Genomic DNA, 15,217 nt, shown 5'->3' with positions numbered 1-15,217 from the left:
CGGGGCCGGGTGCCCGGGCCCCGCGACGGCCGCCCCCGCGAGTCTGCCGGGGCGGCCGTCGCGCGTCGGATCAGTGTCGGATCTGCACCCCGGAGTCGGCGAGCGCCCGGATCACCTGCGCGGACTCGGCGAAGCCGATGACCAGCACGGCATCCGCGTCGTACTTCTTGATCTCCTGGGCGCCGGCGGTGAAGTCCAGCGGTGGAGCCTTCGCGTCGGCCGGCGGGTCGTACGTCAGCAGCTTCACCCGGTCGCTGCCGATGCCGGCCCGCTCAAGCTCGGCGCGGACGTTCTCCTGAAGGCCCTCGCCGTAGGAGTCCTTCCGGGCGACCAGCACGATCTTGTGTGGCCCGTCGCGCAGTATCACGTCCGCCAGCGCCCGCCCCTGGAGGCTGTCCGGCGGTGCGGTGCGGAAGTAGAGGCCCTTGTCCTCCACCGAGGTCAGCCCCGCGTCCGTGTTGGACGGTGCGAACAGCACCCGGCCGGCGGCGACCACGTCCGGCAGAATGGCGCGGGAGATGCCCGAGGCGCCGGCGCCGATGATGACGTGCGCGCCGTCCCGGACGTGCTTGGCCACGGCGGCCTTCGCGACGTCCGGGTTGGTGCCGTCGTCGCCGTCGAGCCAGACCACCGGCTCGCCGAGTACCCCGCCCGCGGCGTTGACCTCCTTGACCGCCAGGGCGGATCCGGCGGCCAGCGGCGGGTACGCCAGGGCCAGGTCGCCGGTGCGCGGCAGCAGGCCGCCCAGGACCAGTGGCGCCGAGGGGACCTTCCCGCCGCGCTGCTTGTACGGCCGGGGCGGGTTCTTCGTGCTCGCGGCCGACTCGTCACCGGCGCCGACGAACTCGGTCTTGCCGTCGTCGATCTTGCGGTCCCCGAAGGTCAGGGTGGCGTAGCTGGCCGTGGCCGGCTCCCCGGCGTCGGTGAACCCGGCCCGGTTGAGCGACACCCCCCGGTACTCGATGTCCTGGCCGGCCCGGGCCAGCTTCAGGCAGTCCGCCGCCTTCTCGCACCGCTGGCCGTTGTTGGTGACGCCGACGATCTGTTTGGCGATCTGCGTCGGCTCGGTGCTGCCGGCAAGCTGCGTGGCCAGCGCGGTGATGACCACCGCGTCGTACGCCTCGGCCGCGTAGAGAAAGTCGCCGAGCTTCGGGTAGACGGACCGGAGTCGGCTCTTGAAGGCTTCCGGCAGCGGCGTGAGCGGGGTCGTGCCCTTCATGCCGTCGATCAGATCGGCGCGCTCCTTCAGCTCCGCGGCGTACCCATTGATCATGTTGCCGTCGATGCCGTAGAGGCGGACCTGTGTGGTGGTGGTCTCCTCTGACTTGCCGGTGCCGCAGGCGGCACCGGCAAGGAGCAACGCCCCGCAGGCCACCAGGGCGGCGGCGCGCGAGCCGTGTGATACGAACATGGTCGTCCTTCCTCCGGCGAAGGTCCGCTGCGCACATTAGCGTGCCGGGCTGGGCAGCGGGGACGTGGAGCCCGGTCAATTGCCTGCTAGCCGCCCAGACGCACGCAGGGTCACCGGTTCGACGCTCTCGGGTGGTCACGGGTTGACCACCCGTCGTACAGTGCGCCGAGTGACGGACGTACCGCAGCAGACGCTGGACGACGCGACCGCCGTGCTCCACTCGGCCCTGGCCGGAGACGGCGACGCGGTGGTGGGCGCCTTCGACGAGGTGGTCGACCGGGCCGGCCTCGCCGGGGCGTACGGGGTGGCCTGGTGCCTGGCGGCCACGATGGTCGGGGACGTGCCCGCTCCCGGCGGCGCGGCGCTGGACTTCCCCGGCATCGACGAGGCCGGCTACGACACCCGCTGGGTGGCCCGCTTCGTCAGCGCGTACGCCAATGCCGACGACGACACAGGGGAGGCGCTCTTCGGCGCGGCGGTCGCCGACGGCCTGCTGCCGGACTGCCTGCTCACCCTCGCCGGCTCGACGGTGGCCACCCTGCGCAGCCGGGCTGCCTGACGCCCCGGCGCCGGCCCGGGTGGCCGGGCGCCGGGGCGCCGCCGCTCAGAACGCGTGGTACGCGACCAGCGGCTCGTACTCGTAGCGCAGGTTCGAGAAGCGGACCCGGAAGTTCACCCCGTCCCGGACGTTGGTGGCCACCGTGATCCACCCGGAATTCGCCGGGAGGTAGGTCCAGTAGTTGCAGCTGTTGGTCCTGTCGACGAAGACCACGCAGGCCTGGGTGCCGAAGCTGCTCGCGTTGCGGACGTTGATGTCCGCACAACGGCTGGTGGCCCGGTAGGTGCCGGCCTCCCCGCCCCAGCTCCCGGTCTGGAAGTACGAGCGCACCGCGCCGCCGTAACAGGTGGCGTAGGTGCCGGCGAGGTTCACGGCGGGTGTTGCGCCGGGGCTCGCGGGCGCGGGGGCTGCCTGGGCGGGGGCCGCGAGGGCGAGCAGCGACACCGCTGCCGTCGTCGTGGCCAGCAGGCGGACGACCGGGGATGACATGGGCGCCTCCAAGTGTGACTGACCGTCCGTACCGGACGGCTGACCAAGCGCAACGATGATACGGGTCGATAGATCTCACCGCTGGCCCAACAGCGTCCGGGGCGGTGTGATAGCTCTGGTGGCATGTCGGAGGCCATGCTCGTCAAGGTGCGCAAGCTGCTGGCGAAGGCCGAGGACCCGGCCTGCACGCCGGAGGAGTCGGCCGCGTTCACCGCCAAGGCCACCGAGCTGATCGCCCGGTACGGCGTGGACCGGGCCCTGCTGGCGGCCCGCGACCCGACCACCGACCCGGTCGGCGACCGGGTGGTCGAGGTCGTCGCCCCGTACGCCCGGGACAAGGCCGGCCTGCTCGCCGCCGTCGCCGCCCCGCTGCGCTGCCGCTGCGTCCGTCGCCGGCACGGCAGCGGCTTCGCGATGCACCTGTTCGGCTTCGCCAGCGACCTGGAACGGGTCGACCTGCTCTTCACCTCGCTGCTGGTGCAGGCGGCGCACGGGCTGGCCGGGGCGGTCGTCCCGGTGGGGGAGCACCCGGCCGCGTTCCGGCGCTCCTGGCTCGCCGGCTTCGCCCAGGTGGTCGGTGCGCGGCTGGTCGAGGCGGAGGCGGGGGCGGTCGCCGACTCCGGCGGGCCCTCGGTCGCGCTCGTGCTGGCCGACCGCTCGGACCGGGTCCAGCGTCGGGTGGCCGAGGCCTACCCCCGGCTGCGCACCGCCGCGCCGCGCCGGCTCGCCGGCACCGGTTTCGGCTCGGGCGCGGCGGCCGGCCGCCGCGCCGACCTCGGCGGCCAGCGCCTGTCCGCCACCCGGACCCGGCAACTCCCCCACTGACCCTGCGGTCGCCTGTCGGGTCAGGGTCGGGTGACCGAGGCCAGGTAGCGGGAGAGCAGTTCGTGCCAGCCCGCGGTGAGCGCCTGCCGGTATCCCTCGGCGGCCTCGCCGTGCCGGTCGAAGTGCCGGTGCTCGACCTCCACCCGGGTCCGCTCCGGCCCTTCCGGCAGGAACAGCACCTCCACCTCGCTGGCCTGCGCCGGGTCGGGAACCGGCACCCGGTCCGGGCCGATCTGCCAGCTGAACACCAGCCGCCGGGGCGGGTCCCAGGTGAGCACCCGACCCCAGTCGCTCCGGAAGCCGTACGGGCCGATCTCGTAGAGCATGCCTCCGGCACGGGGCTCGATGCCCAGCTCCGCCAGCGCCGCCGGGCCGGACCAGGTGTACTCCCGGACCCACCAGTCGGTCAGCGCGCCGGTGAACACGGCAAAGGCCCGCTCGGCGGAGGCGGGGACGAGGAGACTGCTGCGCAGCGAGTACTGCGCGACGTCCTGTCGGACGTCTGCCGGTTCGGCCATCTCCTGTCCCATAGGCCCGGACCATACCGGCTGATGCCCCAGCGTGCAGCTTCGTACGTGCCCGGAACCGGACAAGTTCGCGTCCGGATTACGGACAGCGGCGATCCACCTGCGGACGCGGCAGGATGGTGAACATGGGCGCGAGACGGGCGTCCAAACTTCGACGCAGGCCCTGGCGCGACCGTCGCGTCGTCGCTCTTCCTGTCGCGCGGCCGGCGTTCGCCGACATTCCTCGCAGGCCCACCCTGCACGCAGAAGCGCCGACCGGCGTTTCCGCTGGTCGGCGCTTCAGTAGCCCGGCGAAAGGCTATGTGGCCAGGGGCGGGGTCGAACCGCCGACCTTCCGATTTTCAGTCGGACGCTCGTACCAACTGAGCTACCTGGCCGTGCCGCTCGGCTCATGGTACCCAAGAGGCGGGATCACCGCCGGCAGGGAACCTGCTCCGATACGCAGAACGCCGCGCATGGTACGCGCGGCGATCAGCGCTTGCGGTCCTGACGGGACTTGAACCCGCGACCTCCGCCTTGACAGGGCGGCGAGCACTCCAACTGCTCCACAGGACCTGGCTGGTGTTGCTCCGGCTTGCGCCGGTCGTGCCCCCAACGGGATTCGAACCCGTGCTACCGCCTTGAAAGGGCGACGTCCTGGGCCGCTAGACGATGAGGGCGGCCCCGCCATCATTGCACACTCGCAACTTCAAGCGGACTTGCTCCCATCCGGCCCCGCCGGAGGCTTCGAAAGCATACGTGACGGGCGGCCCGCGAAACAAATCGGTATGGCCGAGGGCGCGCTCGCCCGCAAAACCGCAGGTCAGTACCGGCTCATCCGAGCCGGACCAGCCCGTAGCGCCGCTTCAGGTCGCCGATGAGGTGGGCGCAGGCGGAGATCGTGGCGGCCCTGTTCCCGCCGCCGTCGTGCATCAGCACGATCGCACCGGGCCGGACGGCGCCGGTCACCCGACGGGTGATCGTCGGGGCGGAGGGCTTGGCCCAGTCCTGCGGATCGACGCTCCAGTGCAACGGCCGCATGCCGAGCTGCCGCCCCATCGCCACGACCTCCGGGGTCCACTTCCCGCCCGGCTGGCGGTAGAACGGCACCTTGGCGCCCGGCACCGCCGCCTGGATGGCGCGGTTGGTGCGTACCAGGTCGGCCCGGATCTCGGCGACCGGCCGCCGGCCGAGGTCCAGGTCGTGCCGCCAACTGTGGTTGCACAGTTGGTGGCCCTCCCGGGCGATCCGCGCGATCAGCTCGGGGTGCGCCCGGGCCCGGGTGCCGATCACGCAGAAGGTGGCCTTCGCCCCGGCGCGGCGCAGCTGGTCCAGGATCTTCGGCGTCCAGACCGGATCGGGCCCGTCGTCGAACGTCAACGCGACCGCCCTCCCACCGCTGGTCCGGCGCAGCCCGGGCGGGAGCGTGGTGGGCTGCGGGCGAAGCCGCGACGGGACGGTCCGGGTCGGCTTGGCCGAGGCGCTCGGCTTGGGCCGCGGTGTCTGTTTCGGCGATGTCGAGGCCGCCGGCGAGGGGGCGGCGGCCTCCGGGGAGCGGCCGGTCGTCCGCTCGCCGCAGCCGGCGAGGAACAGGATCAGGCTGATGCCGAACGCCAGGGCGGCACGTTCACTCATCGTCACTCCGAGGGGCCGGGTACGTGGGCCACCCGACGCTAGTGGACGAAAGGTGAAAATGGCAGTGCGGGTCAGTCTCCTGCCGGCCGGGCCAGGGAGTCGCGTACCGCGAGGGCGAGCGAGACCGCCTCGGCGAGGTCGACCGGGCGGACCACGCCGGCCGGCAGGGATTCGGCCCACCAGCCCGGGCCTGCGGCCAGCACCAACAGGGGCCGGCGCGGGCTGGCCAGCAGCACGGTGAGCTGGGCCGGGTCGGCGGTGGCCCGGGTGTGCGACCAGACCACCACGGCGGCCGGCCCGGTGCGGTTGACCGCCTCGACCAGGGCCGCCGCCGGCACCCGGGCACCGAGCATCCGGTACGCCATGCCGGCCTCGGCCAGCGCGGCGGCCAGCGCCTCCAGCGGCAGGGTGTGCTGCTCCTCGTCGGCGCAGGAGAGCAGGATCCGGGCCGGATCGGTGGCCGTCCCGACCCGCGGGACGGTGGCGAACGCCTCGGAGACGCATCGGGACACCAGGTGTTCCACCTCGATCAGCCCGGCCGTGGCGGCGTGCCGCTCGCCGATGGCGGCGAGCACCGGCCGCAGGAGCCTGTCCCAGGTGGCGACGACGCCGTCGGCGGCCAGGGCGCGGGCGATCGCCTCGCCGATCGCCACCGAATCCAGCCGCATGGCGGCCCGGGCCAGCCCACGGGCCGCCGGGCCGGCCCGCCCGACCGGGATGGCCTGGCCACCGCCGTCGCGGACCCTGACCGTGCGGACCTCGGCGAGGGCGCCGGTGGGCACTTCGCCGGCCGACCCCGGTACCGGTGCCTGCCGGGCCCAGCGGGCCGCCTCGGCCGGGGTGACCCCCTCCGCTGTCAGCTTGCGCATGGTCTCCAGGCGCGCGAGGTCGGCCGCCGTGTACCGCCGGTGGTGGCCCGGCACGTGCTGGCTGGGGCCGAGTCCGTAGCGCTGGTGCCAGGTGCGCAGCGTGGTGACCGCGACGCCCAGTCGGCGTGCCACGGCCCCCGCGCTCAGCGCCTCATCGGCCACCCGGCCGCTCCGACGCGTCGTCCGCCGGAAGGCCGGCCGGGGCCGCGCTGGGCCCGGGGGCTCCCGTCGCCGGTCCGGAGGGATGCAGCAGGCGGTTCACCACCCCGCCCAGCCAGGGCGCGTACGCGCGGGGGTCGACGTCCAGGTCGGTCTCCAGCGTCGCCGGGTCGACCCAGCGCAGCTCGGCGACCTCGTCCGGGTCGGGACGCAGGAGCGCGTCGGCCGGCACGTCGGCGCGCAGCACGTGGTCGTACTCGAACTCGACCCGTCCGGTGGTGGGGTCCTCCGCGTAGTAGACGTACACCCCGACCTCGGTGAGGTCGACGGGCCCGGTGCCCAACTCCTCGCCCAGCCGCCGGTTGGCGGCCTCGAACAGCGACTCGCCCGGGGCCGGGTGGCCGCAGCAGGAGTTGGCCCAGCGCAGCGGGAACCGGGTCTTGGCGGCGGCCCGGCGTTGCAGCAGCACCCGGCCGTCCGGGTCGACCAGCAGCACCGAGAAGGCCCGGTGCAGCCGGCCCGGCGGCTGGTGGGCGGCGGCCACCGATGCCTCGCCGTGTGCCCGGCCGTCGTCGTCGACCAGCTCGACCAGGTGGTCCTCCCGGCCGCTCACCGGACCGGCCCCGTGATGCGGGCGGCGGCCAGCTTGCCGGAGATCAGGACCATCGGCACGCCGACTCCCGGCTGGGTGCCGGAGCCGACGAACACCACGTTGTCGAGCGTTCGGTGCAGGTTCGACGGGCGGAACGGGCCGGTCTGGAAGAGGCTGTGCGCCGACGCGAAGGGGGTTCCGGCCGCCATGCCCTGCTCGGCCCACTCGGCCGGGGTGACCGTGCGCAGCACCTCGACGCCGTCGCCGAAGCCGACGTATCCGCGTTCCTCCAGCGTCCCGACGAGCTGGTCGGTGTAGCGGCGGGTCAGGTCACCGCGCCAGTCGAACGGGGCCCGGTCGAGGTTGGGCACCGGGGCGAGCACGTAGTAGGTGTGGCGGTCGGCCGGGGCGACCGACGGGTCGGTGCGGCTGGGGTTGGTGACCAGCAGCGACGGGTCGGTCATCAGCTCCCCTCGCCGGATCACCTCGTCGAACGTGCCCTTCCAGGACCGTCCGAAGTGGATGTTGTGGTGGGCGATTTTCTCATAGCCCTGCCGCGAGCCGACGTGCAGCACCACGCAGGACGGCGAGTAGGTGAGCCGGCGCTGCCGGGCAGCGGGGAGCAGGTCCCGGTAGGCGACCGGCAGGTCGGGGTTGAGCACCACCACGTCGGCCGGGATGAACTCGCCGTCCGTGGTGAGCACGCCGGTCGCCCGGCCGTTCGCGGTCTCCACCCGGGTCACCGTGGTGCCGTACCGGATCTGCACGCCGTGCTTCTCCGCCGCGCCGGCCATCCCCCGGGAGACCGCGTGGATACCGCCGCGTGGGAAGTAGACCCCGGCCACCGAGTCGAGGTACGCGATGACCGCGTAGATGGCCAGCGCGTCGTGCGGGGCGAGCCCGGCGTACATCGCCTGGAAGGAGAAGATCCGCTGGGTGCGTGGGTCCCGGAAGAACTGGCCGATCTTCGTCTGGAGCCGGCGGAACGCGCCGTTGGCCAGCAGCTTCAGCAGGTTGCCGGTGAGCAGGTCGGTCGGGGCGTCGAGGTTGCGCTCGATGAAGTCCGCCCGCTCCAGCCGCCACAGCTCCCGGGCGTAGTCGACGAAGCGTAGGTACCCGTCGGCCTCCCGGGGGCCGCAGACGGAGGCGATCTCGGCCGCCATCCGGGTGGTGTCGGTGATCACGTCCAGCGTCGAGCCGTCCGGGTAGTACGCCCGGTACGCCGGGTCCAGCGGCATCAGCTCGACCCAGTCGCCCAACTGCTCGCCGACCGCGCCGAGCGCCTCGTCGATCAGGTCGGGCATGGTGAGGACGGTCGGTCCGGTGTCGAACTCGTACCCGTCGACGCCGAGCCGCCCGGCCCGGCCGCCCGGCACCGGCTCCCGCTCGACCACCGTCACCTGCCGGCCGTCGCCGGCCAGGTGCAGCGCGCAGGCCAGCCCGCCGAGCCCGGCGCCGACGACCACCACCTGGTCCGTACGTCCCGTCACGGTCCGCACATGACCACCTCCTTCGAAATGTCGCTCATCATGCCCGCCGGTCGGTGGCGGCGGTGGCGAGGCCCGTCAGTGCTGTGCGCGTGGTCTCGTCGATCGGCGCGGTGTCCAGCGCGGCCAGCGCCTCGGCGACCCGGTCGGAGATCATCCGCTCGACCCGGGCGACCGCCCCGGTGCCGGCGACCACCTGGGCCAGCCGGGACACCTCCCGGGCTCCGGTGACCGCGCCGGCCCGGTCCAGCGCCCGACGCTGCGCCGGGGTGGCGAGCTGCCGGGCCAACATCAGCAGCGCGGTCGGCTTGCCGGTACGCAGGTCGTCGCCGGCCGGCTTGCCGGTGGCCACCGGGTCGCCGTAGACCCCGAGCAGGTCGTCGCGGAGCTGGAACGCCTCGCCGACGGCCAGGCCGTACCGGGTGTACGCGGCGGTCAGCGGCGCGTCGGCGCCGGCGCCGGCCAGGCAGGCGCCGAAGAGCAGTGGCCGCTGGACGGTGTAGCTGGCCGTCTTGTAGCGGGCCACCCGCAGCGCCCGGTCCACCGACCAGTTCGCCGCGTCGTTCTCGCCCAGGACGTCGAGGTACTGCCCGGCGATCGTCTCGACCCGCATCTGGTCGTAGCAGCGCCGGACGTCGAGCAGCCGCGCCGGCGGCACGGCCGCGCGGGACATCAGCCGGTCGGCCCAGACCATGCAGAGGTCGCCGATGAGCACGGCCACCGCCTCGCCGAACCGGTCGGGGTCGCCGGCGTGCCCGGCGGCGACGTGCCGGGCGGCGGCGGCCCGGTGCGCGGTCGGCCGGCCGCGCCGGGTGTCGGAGGCGTCCATCACGTCGTCGTGCACGAGCGCGAACGTGTGCAGCAGCTCCAGGGCCGCCAGCGCCGGCAGCACCGTCCGGAGCGGCTCGTCGCTGCCCGCGCCGCCCCGCCACCCCCAGTACGCGAAGGTCGGGCGGACCCGCTTGCCGCCGGCCAGCACGCAGTCGCGCGCGGTCGAGGCGAAGCCGCCCATCTCCGTGTCGATCTCGGCGAGCGAGGCGACCTCGGCGGCCAGGAACGTCGTGAGGGTGTCGTCCAACCCCTGGGCCAGGTCGTTGGCGAACGCGGCCAGCACGCCGCGGACCGGATCGTCCGTCGCTCCCGGCTGTGCCGGTGCGACGCGGAGGGTGTCACCCGCAACTGCGTCGTTGGCCATGCGGGCGAGCGTACCCTAGGGTTACGAGTTGCGTCGATTGATGCGTCGATAGTTCGAGGAGGGTCAGTGGACACCGACCTCGCAGCCGCCTATGGCCGCTGCCGTGATCTGCACAAACGTCATGGCCGCACCTACTATCTCGCCACCCGGCTGCTTCCCGCCTGGAAACGGCGACACGTGCACGCCCTGTACGGATTCACCCGGTACGCCGACGAGATCGTCGACCGCACCGAGGAGCTGCCACCCGCCGAGCGGTCCGCCCGGCTCGACGACTGGTCGGCCCGTTTCCTGGCCGGGCTGAACGGCGCGTCGGTCGGCGACCCGCTGCTGCCCGCCGTGCTGCACACCATCGCCGTCTTCGACCTCGACCGGTCCGACTTCGCGTCGTTTCTGCGCAGCATGGCGATGGACCTGACGGTCACCGCGTACCCGACCTACGACGATTTGCTCGACTACATGGAGGGTTCGGCCGCCGTCATCGGCACCATGATGCTGCCGATCCTCGGCAGCACCGACCCCGCCGCCGCCCGGGAGCCGGCCCGGCAGCTCGGCCTCGCCTTCCAGCTCACCAACTTCATCCGGGACGTGGCCGAGGACCTGGCACGCGGCCGGACGTACCTGCCGGACGAGGACCTGGCCAAGTTCGACGTCACCCGCGAGGACCTGTACGCCGCCGCCGCGCGCCGCCGCACCAGCCCGAAGATCCGCGAGCTGATCGAGTACGAGGTGACCCGCGCCCAGGCCCACTACGAGGCCGCCGCCCCGGGCGTCACCCTGCTCTCGCCCGCCTCGCAGGCCTGCATGCGGACCGCGTACGTGCTCTACGGCGGCATCCTCGACGAGGTGGCCGCCCAGGACTACGACGTGTTCACCCGGCGGGCGCTGGTGCCCCGGCGGCGACGGATGGCCGTCGCCGGGCGGGCCATGCTCACCCCGGCCGGCACCCCGGTCGTGGTTCCCGGGCCGGGGCCGGCGGTTGGCCGGGCCTGAGCCCGGTGCCCCTCGTCACAGGCAGGAGTGCAGGGCCTCCACCAGATCGTCGACCCGGTCGTGGTCGGCGAGCCGGGCGGTGGCGTACGCGAACGTGTAGCCCCGTTCCGGGTCGGCCCAGGCGCTGCTGCCGCCGATCCCGCCCATGCCCCAGCTCCCGTCCGGCTCCCGCTGCATGCCCAGCGTCCAGCAGGCCCGGCGGTCCAGCACCAGGTCCGGGCCGTCGTACTGGGTCCGGGTCGCCTCGGCGACCAGGTCCGGGCCGAACAGGCGCACCCCGTCCAGGACGCCGCCGGCCAGCAGACCGGCGTAGAGCCGGGCCAGGGCGGCGGCGGTGCCGTGCAGGTTCACCGCCGGCACCTCCGCGCCCCGCCACAGCGGGCTGTTCAGCACCGCCAGGTCCAGCCCGCCCGCCGGGTTGCCCAGCGCCCGGGCCCGCAGCGACCCCGGCTCGCCCAGCGCCCGGGCCGGCCAGCCCGGATCGGCGTACGACAGTTCGGCGCACCGCCGCTGGTCCGCCGCGCCCAGGCCGAAGGCCAGGTCGAGCCGCCACGGGCCGGCGATCTCGTCGGCCAGGAACCGGCCCACCGGCCGCCCGTCCACCCGCCGCACCAGCTCGCCCACCAGATGCCCGTACGTCCAGGCGTGCTCGCCCGCGACCGTCCCCGGCTCCCACTGCGGCTCGGCGGCGGCCAGGTCGGCGCAGAGCAGGTCCCAGTCGGCGACCGCCCCGGCCGGGCGGGGCACCGGAAACGCCGGCAGCCCGGCGGTGTGGCTGAGCACCTGCCGGACGGTGGCCGGGGCGCGGAACCCCGGCCAGTGGTCGGCGACCGGGTCGTCGAGGTCGAGCCGGCCCCGGTCGACCAGCGCCAGCAGGCACAGCGCGGCCACCGGCTTGCCGACCGAGTACACGTTGACCAGGGTGTCCGGTGCCCACTGCCGGCCCGGCCGGCCGACGCCGGCGACGAGGTCGACCACCGGCCGGCCGTCGTACCAGACGGCGAGGCCGGCCCCCGTCTCCCGGCCGGTGGAGAACAGGTCGTGGAAGCAGTCCCGGACCGGGCCGAAGTGTGGGCGCATCCGGCCACGGTAGGGGAGACGCGCGGACGCCGGCAGGCGACACGGTGCGGTGCGGTGGCGCGGTGCGGAATGCTGGCGGCATGGTGGAACCGGAACTGGTGGACGTGGTCGTGGTCGGGCTCGGCGTCGGCGGCGAGGAGGTGGCCGGCCGCCTCGCCGAGGCGGGCCTCGACGTCGTCGGCATCGAGCGGAGCCTGGTCGGCGGGGAGTGCCCGTACTGGGGGTGCATCCCGAGCAAGATGATGATCCGGGCGGCGAACGCGATCGCCGAGGCCCGGCGGGTCAACGAGTTCGCCGGCACGGCCGAGGTCCAGCCGGACTGGGCGCCGGTGGCGAAGCGGATCCGCGCGGAGGCCACCGACACCTGGGACGACCGGGTCGCGGTGGAACGGTTCACCGGCAAGGGCGGGCGGTTCGTGCGCGGCAGCGGCCGGCTCGACGGCCCCGCCCGGGTACGCGTCGGCGACCAGGTCTTCCAGGCCCGGCATGGGATCGTGCTCGGCACCGGCACCCGGCCCTCCGTGCCGCCGATCGCCGGGCTCGCCGACACCCCGTACTGGACGAACCACCAGGCCGTCGAGGTCGAGGAGCTGCCCGGGTCGTTGCTCGTGCTCGGCGGCGGCGCGATCGGGCTGGAGCTGGCCCAGGTCTTCGCCCGGTTCGGGGTGGCGGTGACGGTGGTGGAGGCGGCGGAACGGGTGCTCGCCGTCGAGGAGCCCGAGGCGTCCGAGGTGGCCGCCGCCGCGCTGCGCGCGGACGGGGTGCGGATCTCCACCGGGGTGAAGGCCGAGCGGGTCGACCACGACGGGCGGGCGTTCACCCTCAGCGCGGCCGGCGGCGTCGAGTTCACCGCCGAGAAGCTGCTGGTGGTGACCGGCCGGCGGGCGCACCTCGACGAGCTGGGGCTGGACGCCGTCGGGGTGGACCCGTCCCAGCGGTACCTCGCCGTCGACGACCGGATGCGCGCCGCCGGGGCCCTCTGGGCGGTCGGCGACCTGACCGGCGAGGGCGCGTTCACCCACATCGCCATGTACCAGGCGGCCATCGTGGTCGCCGACGTGCTCGACCGTGTCCGGCGGGCGCGGTCCGGCCCGGACGCCAGCGGCACCGCCAGCGCGGTCGGCGGCGCGGCGAGCACGGCGGGGGCCGGGATCGCCGGCGGCGTGCCGCACGCCGACTACCGGGCGCTGCCCCGGGTCACCTTCACCGACCCCGAGGTGGGCGCGGTCGGGCTGACCGAGCGGCAGGCCCGCGAGCGCGGCATCAACGTGCAGGTCGGCGTGAGCCGGCTCGGCGCGTCCACCCGGGGCTGGATCCACCGGGCCGACGGACTGATCAAGCTGGTCGCCGACGCCGACCGGGGCGTCCTGGTCGGCGCGACCTCGGTCGGCCCGGCCGGCGGCGAGGTGCTGTCGGGCCTGGTGGTGGCGGTGCACGCGGCGGTCCCGCTGACCCAGCTCCGGAACATGATCTACGCGTACCCGACGTTCCACCGCGCCGTCGAGGACGCCCTGCGCAACCTGAGGTAGCGCCGCCGCTGGTTCCCTGATCGTCCGACGCGCACGGGGTCGTGCCGGTGCGGTGCGGACGATCAGGGAGACGCGGGTGCGCCGTGCCGGCCGGCGCCCGCGGCGAAGCGGGCCGCACCCGCCGCCGCGTCGGCCGCCAGCGACTCCGCGCCGTGGGCCAGCTCGACCGCGAGGGCCTCCGGCTCGGTCAGGTTGGCGCCGGCCAGCACCGCCGCCCGGTCGTTGCGCAGGCAGGTCTGCGGGTGGCGGGCGATCCCGGCGGCCAGCCGCTCGGCCTCCACCCGGGCCGTACCCGGCGCGACCAGTCGATTCACCAGACCCATCGCGTACGCCTCCTCGGCCGGCACCGGTCGGCCGGTGAGGATCAGGTCCATCGCCCGGCTCTCGCCGATTAGCCTGGGCAGCCGGAAGGTACCCCCGTCGACCAGCGGCACCCCCCACCGCCGGCAGAAGACCCCGAGCACCGCGTCGGACTCGGCCACCCGCAGGTCGCACCAGAGGGCCAGCTCCAGCCCCCCGGCCACGGCGTACCCGGAGATCGCCGCGATCACCGGCTTGGACAGTCGCATCCGGGTCGGGCCCATCGGACCGTCGCCGTCGGGCTCGACCCGGTTGCCGCCGGGGGTGCCGATCGCCTTCAGGTCCGCCCCGGCGCAGAACGTTCCGCCCGCCCCCCAGAGCACGGCCACCGCCGCCTCCGGGTCGGCCTCGAAGGCCCGGAACGCGTCGGCCAGGGCCCGGGCGGTCGACCCGTCGACGGCGTTGCGCGCCGCCGGCTGATCCAGGATCACCGTGGTCACGGCCCCGGCGCTTTCGACCCGTACCCCCATCGGCGTGCCTCCCGGTCGGACGGCTCCGGCCCTCGGCCGCGGGCCGGCGGTGCGGGCCGAGGTGGCCGGCGGGCCGGCCCCTGGGGTGGTGGCGTCCACCCCGACACGACCGTAGCGGCCCGTCCGTCCCGACGGCGCACGGGCGGGGCGCTAGCATCGGCGACGGCACGATCATGTGAGGTGCCTCGCGCCTGCGGGGAGAATCGGGAAGCCGGTGGGAATCCGGCACGGGCCCGCCGCGGTGACCGGGGAGCCGCCGTCCACGCGCGTCACGCGCAGCCACTGGCCGCACGGCTGGGAAGGCGGACGGTCGGGCGTCGATCCGGGAGTCCGAAGACCGGCCTCGCGTCGGGTGCCCACCGCAGCGGTGGGCCGAGCGCAGCGGGAGCCTGCCTGTGAACATCTACGACACCATCCACCGCCGCCGGGACGTCCGGGCCGAGTTCACCGGGGAGCCGGTGCCGGCGGACACCCTGCACCGGATCCTCGACGCGGCGCACGCCGCGCCCAGCGTCGGATACTCGCAGCCGTGGGACTTCGTCCTGGTCCGGGATGCCGGGACCCGCCGCCGGTTCCACGAGCACGTCCAGGTCGAACGGGACACGTTCGCCGCCACCCTCGACGGCGAGGCGGCCGAGCGGTTCGCCCGGATCAAGATCGACGGAGTGCTGGAGTCGACCCTGTCGATCGTGGTCACCTACGACCCGGCGCGGGGTGGCCCGGCTGTCCTCGGGCGGCACGCCATCGCCGACTCCGGCCTCTACTCGGTCTGCCTGGCCATCCAGAACCTGTGGCTCGCCGCCACCGCCGAGGGGCTCGGCGTCGGTTGGGTCTCCTTCTACCGGGAGCCGTTCGTGGCCGGGCTGCTCTGCATCCCGGACGGCATCCGGCCGGTGGCGTGGCTCTGCCTCGGGCCGGTCACCCACCTGGCGACCGTGCCGGACCTGGAACGGCACGGGTGGCGGCGGAAGCGCCCTCTCGCCGAGGCGGTGCACCACGACCGTTGGGCGGTAACCGACCGGCGAACGGCTGATTCATGAACCTCGATTGCTGGGATAGCG

Annotated in this window: 15 protein-coding genes, 3 tRNA genes and 1 riboswitch; of the genes, 5 read left to right on the top strand and 13 right to left on the bottom strand. The window is 74.4% G+C overall.

The window, feature by feature from the left end:
* Positions 1-70: 70 nt before the first annotated feature.
* Positions 71-1,411 carry an ABC transporter substrate-binding protein gene (locus ABT023_RS10020; protein ID WP_350883662.1) on the bottom strand — a complete coding sequence of 447 codons (1,341 nt, stop codon included), beginning with the start codon at positions 1,409-1,411 and terminating at the stop codon, positions 71-73.
* 169 nt (positions 1,412-1,580) lie between these two features.
* On the opposite strand from ABT023_RS10020, the gene ABT023_RS10015 reads away from it, so the two are divergent.
* Positions 1,581-1,970 carry a hypothetical protein gene (locus tag ABT023_RS10015; RefSeq protein WP_350883660.1) on the top strand — a complete coding sequence of 130 codons (390 nt, stop codon included), beginning with the start codon at positions 1,581-1,583 and terminating at the stop codon, positions 1,968-1,970.
* A 45-nt stretch (positions 1,971-2,015) separates the two neighbouring features.
* Here the strand turns inward: ABT023_RS10015 and ABT023_RS10010 are convergent, their stop codons facing one another.
* Entirely contained in the window at positions 2,016-2,459 is a 444-nt protein-coding gene (locus ABT023_RS10010; protein WP_350883658.1) for a hypothetical protein, read from the bottom strand.
* 123 nt (positions 2,460-2,582) lie between these two features.
* Between ABT023_RS10010 and ABT023_RS10005 the strand changes: the two genes are divergently transcribed.
* The gene (locus tag ABT023_RS10005) at positions 2,583-3,284 is read left to right on the top strand and encodes a DUF2786 domain-containing protein (protein WP_350883656.1); all 702 of its coding nucleotides are present in this window, start codon (positions 2,583-2,585) and stop codon (positions 3,282-3,284) included.
* 20 nt (positions 3,285-3,304) lie between these two features.
* Here the strand turns inward: ABT023_RS10005 and ABT023_RS10000 are convergent, their stop codons facing one another.
* The 9 genes from ABT023_RS10000 to ABT023_RS09960 all read right to left on the bottom strand — a co-directional run bounded on the left by ABT023_RS10000 (position 3,305) and on the right by ABT023_RS09960 (position 9,727).
* Positions 3,305-3,814, bottom strand: a complete 510-nt coding sequence (locus ABT023_RS10000; RefSeq protein WP_350883654.1) for an SRPBCC family protein — start codon at positions 3,812-3,814, stop codon at positions 3,305-3,307.
* A 300-nt stretch (positions 3,815-4,114) separates the two neighbouring features.
* Positions 4,115-4,188: transfer RNA gene (locus ABT023_RS09995), tRNA-Phe, on the bottom strand.
* A gap of 104 nt (positions 4,189-4,292) precedes the next feature.
* Positions 4,293-4,366 (bottom strand) — tRNA-Asp (locus ABT023_RS09990).
* A gap of 31 nt (positions 4,367-4,397) precedes the next feature.
* Positions 4,398-4,470, bottom strand: a tRNA-Glu gene (locus ABT023_RS09985).
* A 154-nt stretch (positions 4,471-4,624) separates the two neighbouring features.
* Positions 4,625-5,425, bottom strand: a complete 801-nt coding sequence (locus ABT023_RS09980) for a polysaccharide deacetylase family protein (RefSeq protein WP_350883652.1) — start codon at positions 5,423-5,425, stop codon at positions 4,625-4,627.
* 71 nt (positions 5,426-5,496) lie between these two features.
* On the bottom strand, positions 5,497-6,456 hold the full coding sequence (locus tag ABT023_RS09975) for a MerR family transcriptional regulator (protein WP_350883650.1): 960 nt from the start codon (positions 6,454-6,456) through the stop codon (positions 5,497-5,499).
* Complete coding sequence (gene idi / locus ABT023_RS09970; RefSeq protein ID WP_350883648.1) at positions 6,446-7,066, bottom strand: isopentenyl-diphosphate Delta-isomerase; 621 nt, start codon at positions 7,064-7,066, stop codon at positions 6,446-6,448. The genes ABT023_RS09975 and idi overlap by 11 nt, the downstream gene beginning before the upstream one ends.
* A complete protein-coding gene (crtI, locus tag ABT023_RS09965; protein WP_350883646.1) occupies positions 7,063-8,544 on the bottom strand; it encodes a phytoene desaturase family protein in 1,482 nt (493 codons plus the stop codon). The genes idi and crtI overlap by 4 nt, the downstream gene beginning before the upstream one ends.
* 28 nt (positions 8,545-8,572) lie before the next feature.
* Positions 8,573-9,727: a polyprenyl synthetase family protein gene (locus ABT023_RS09960; protein WP_350883644.1), complete on the bottom strand. Its 1,155-nt coding sequence runs from the start codon at positions 9,725-9,727 to the stop codon at positions 8,573-8,575.
* A 66-nt stretch (positions 9,728-9,793) separates the two neighbouring features.
* Here ABT023_RS09960 and ABT023_RS09955 point away from each other — a divergent pair, with 66 nt between their 5' ends.
* Positions 9,794-10,717 (top strand): phytoene/squalene synthase family protein, encoded by a 924-nt coding sequence (locus ABT023_RS09955; protein WP_350883642.1) that lies wholly within the window; start codon positions 9,794-9,796, stop codon positions 10,715-10,717.
* 15 nt (positions 10,718-10,732) lie between these two features.
* Here the strand turns inward: ABT023_RS09955 and ABT023_RS09950 are convergent, their stop codons facing one another.
* Positions 10,733-11,797, bottom strand: coding sequence for a serine hydrolase domain-containing protein (locus ABT023_RS09950; protein WP_350883640.1), 1,065 nt, complete (start codon positions 11,795-11,797; stop codon positions 10,733-10,735).
* Between the two features lie 83 nt (positions 11,798-11,880).
* Here ABT023_RS09950 and ABT023_RS09945 point away from each other — a divergent pair, with 83 nt between their 5' ends.
* Complete coding sequence (locus tag ABT023_RS09945; RefSeq protein ID WP_350883695.1) at positions 11,881-13,326, top strand: dihydrolipoyl dehydrogenase family protein; 1,446 nt, start codon at positions 11,881-11,883, stop codon at positions 13,324-13,326.
* A gap of 62 nt (positions 13,327-13,388) precedes the next feature.
* On the opposite strand, the gene ABT023_RS09940 is transcribed toward ABT023_RS09945, so the two are convergent.
* Positions 13,389-14,156: a crotonase/enoyl-CoA hydratase family protein gene (locus ABT023_RS09940; RefSeq protein WP_350883638.1), complete on the bottom strand. Its 768-nt coding sequence runs from the start codon at positions 14,154-14,156 to the stop codon at positions 13,389-13,391.
* Between the two features lie 161 nt (positions 14,157-14,317).
* Positions 14,318-14,516: riboswitch (cobalamin riboswitch) on the top strand.
* A gap of 35 nt (positions 14,517-14,551) precedes the next feature.
* Between ABT023_RS09940 and bluB the strand changes: the two genes are divergently transcribed.
* Positions 14,552-15,196 carry a 5,6-dimethylbenzimidazole synthase gene (gene bluB, locus ABT023_RS09935; RefSeq protein WP_350883636.1) on the top strand — a complete coding sequence of 215 codons (645 nt, stop codon included), beginning with the start codon at positions 14,552-14,554 and terminating at the stop codon, positions 15,194-15,196.
* The last annotated feature ends 21 nt before the right edge of the window (positions 15,197-15,217 follow it).

It is taken from the genome of Micromonospora sp. NPDC002296 (genome assembly GCF_040296145.1).
Classification (GTDB): domain Bacteria; phylum Actinomycetota; class Actinomycetes; order Mycobacteriales; family Micromonosporaceae; genus Micromonospora.
This window is presented reverse-complemented; position numbering and strand designations above follow the sequence as displayed.

Bases quoted from the DNA above. Each gene is read 5' to 3' on its own strand.
- ABT023_RS09980 (WP_350883652.1), bottom strand. From the start codon at position 5,425: ATGAGTGAACGTGCCGCCCTGGCGTTCGGCATCAGCCTGATCCTGTTC.
- ABT023_RS10020 (WP_350883662.1), bottom strand. From the start codon at position 1,411: ATGTTCGTATCACACGGCTCGCGCGCCGCCGCCCTGGTGGCCTGCGGG.
- ABT023_RS09960 (WP_350883644.1), bottom strand. From the start codon at position 9,727: ATGGCCAACGACGCAGTTGCGGGTGACACCCTCCGCGTCGCACCGGCA.
- ABT023_RS10000 (WP_350883654.1), bottom strand. From the start codon at position 3,814: ATGGGACAGGAGATGGCCGAACCGGCAGACGTCCGACAGGACGTCGCG.
- ABT023_RS09950 (WP_350883640.1), bottom strand. From the start codon at position 11,797: ATGCGCCCACACTTCGGCCCGGTCCGGGACTGCTTCCACGACCTGTTC.
- ABT023_RS10010 (WP_350883658.1), bottom strand. From the start codon at position 2,459: ATGTCATCCCCGGTCGTCCGCCTGCTGGCCACGACGACGGCAGCGGTG.
- ABT023_RS10005 (WP_350883656.1), top strand. From the start codon at position 2,583: ATGTCGGAGGCCATGCTCGTCAAGGTGCGCAAGCTGCTGGCGAAGGCC.
- ABT023_RS09940 (WP_350883638.1), bottom strand. From the start codon at position 14,156: ATGGGGGTACGGGTCGAAAGCGCCGGGGCCGTGACCACGGTGATCCTG.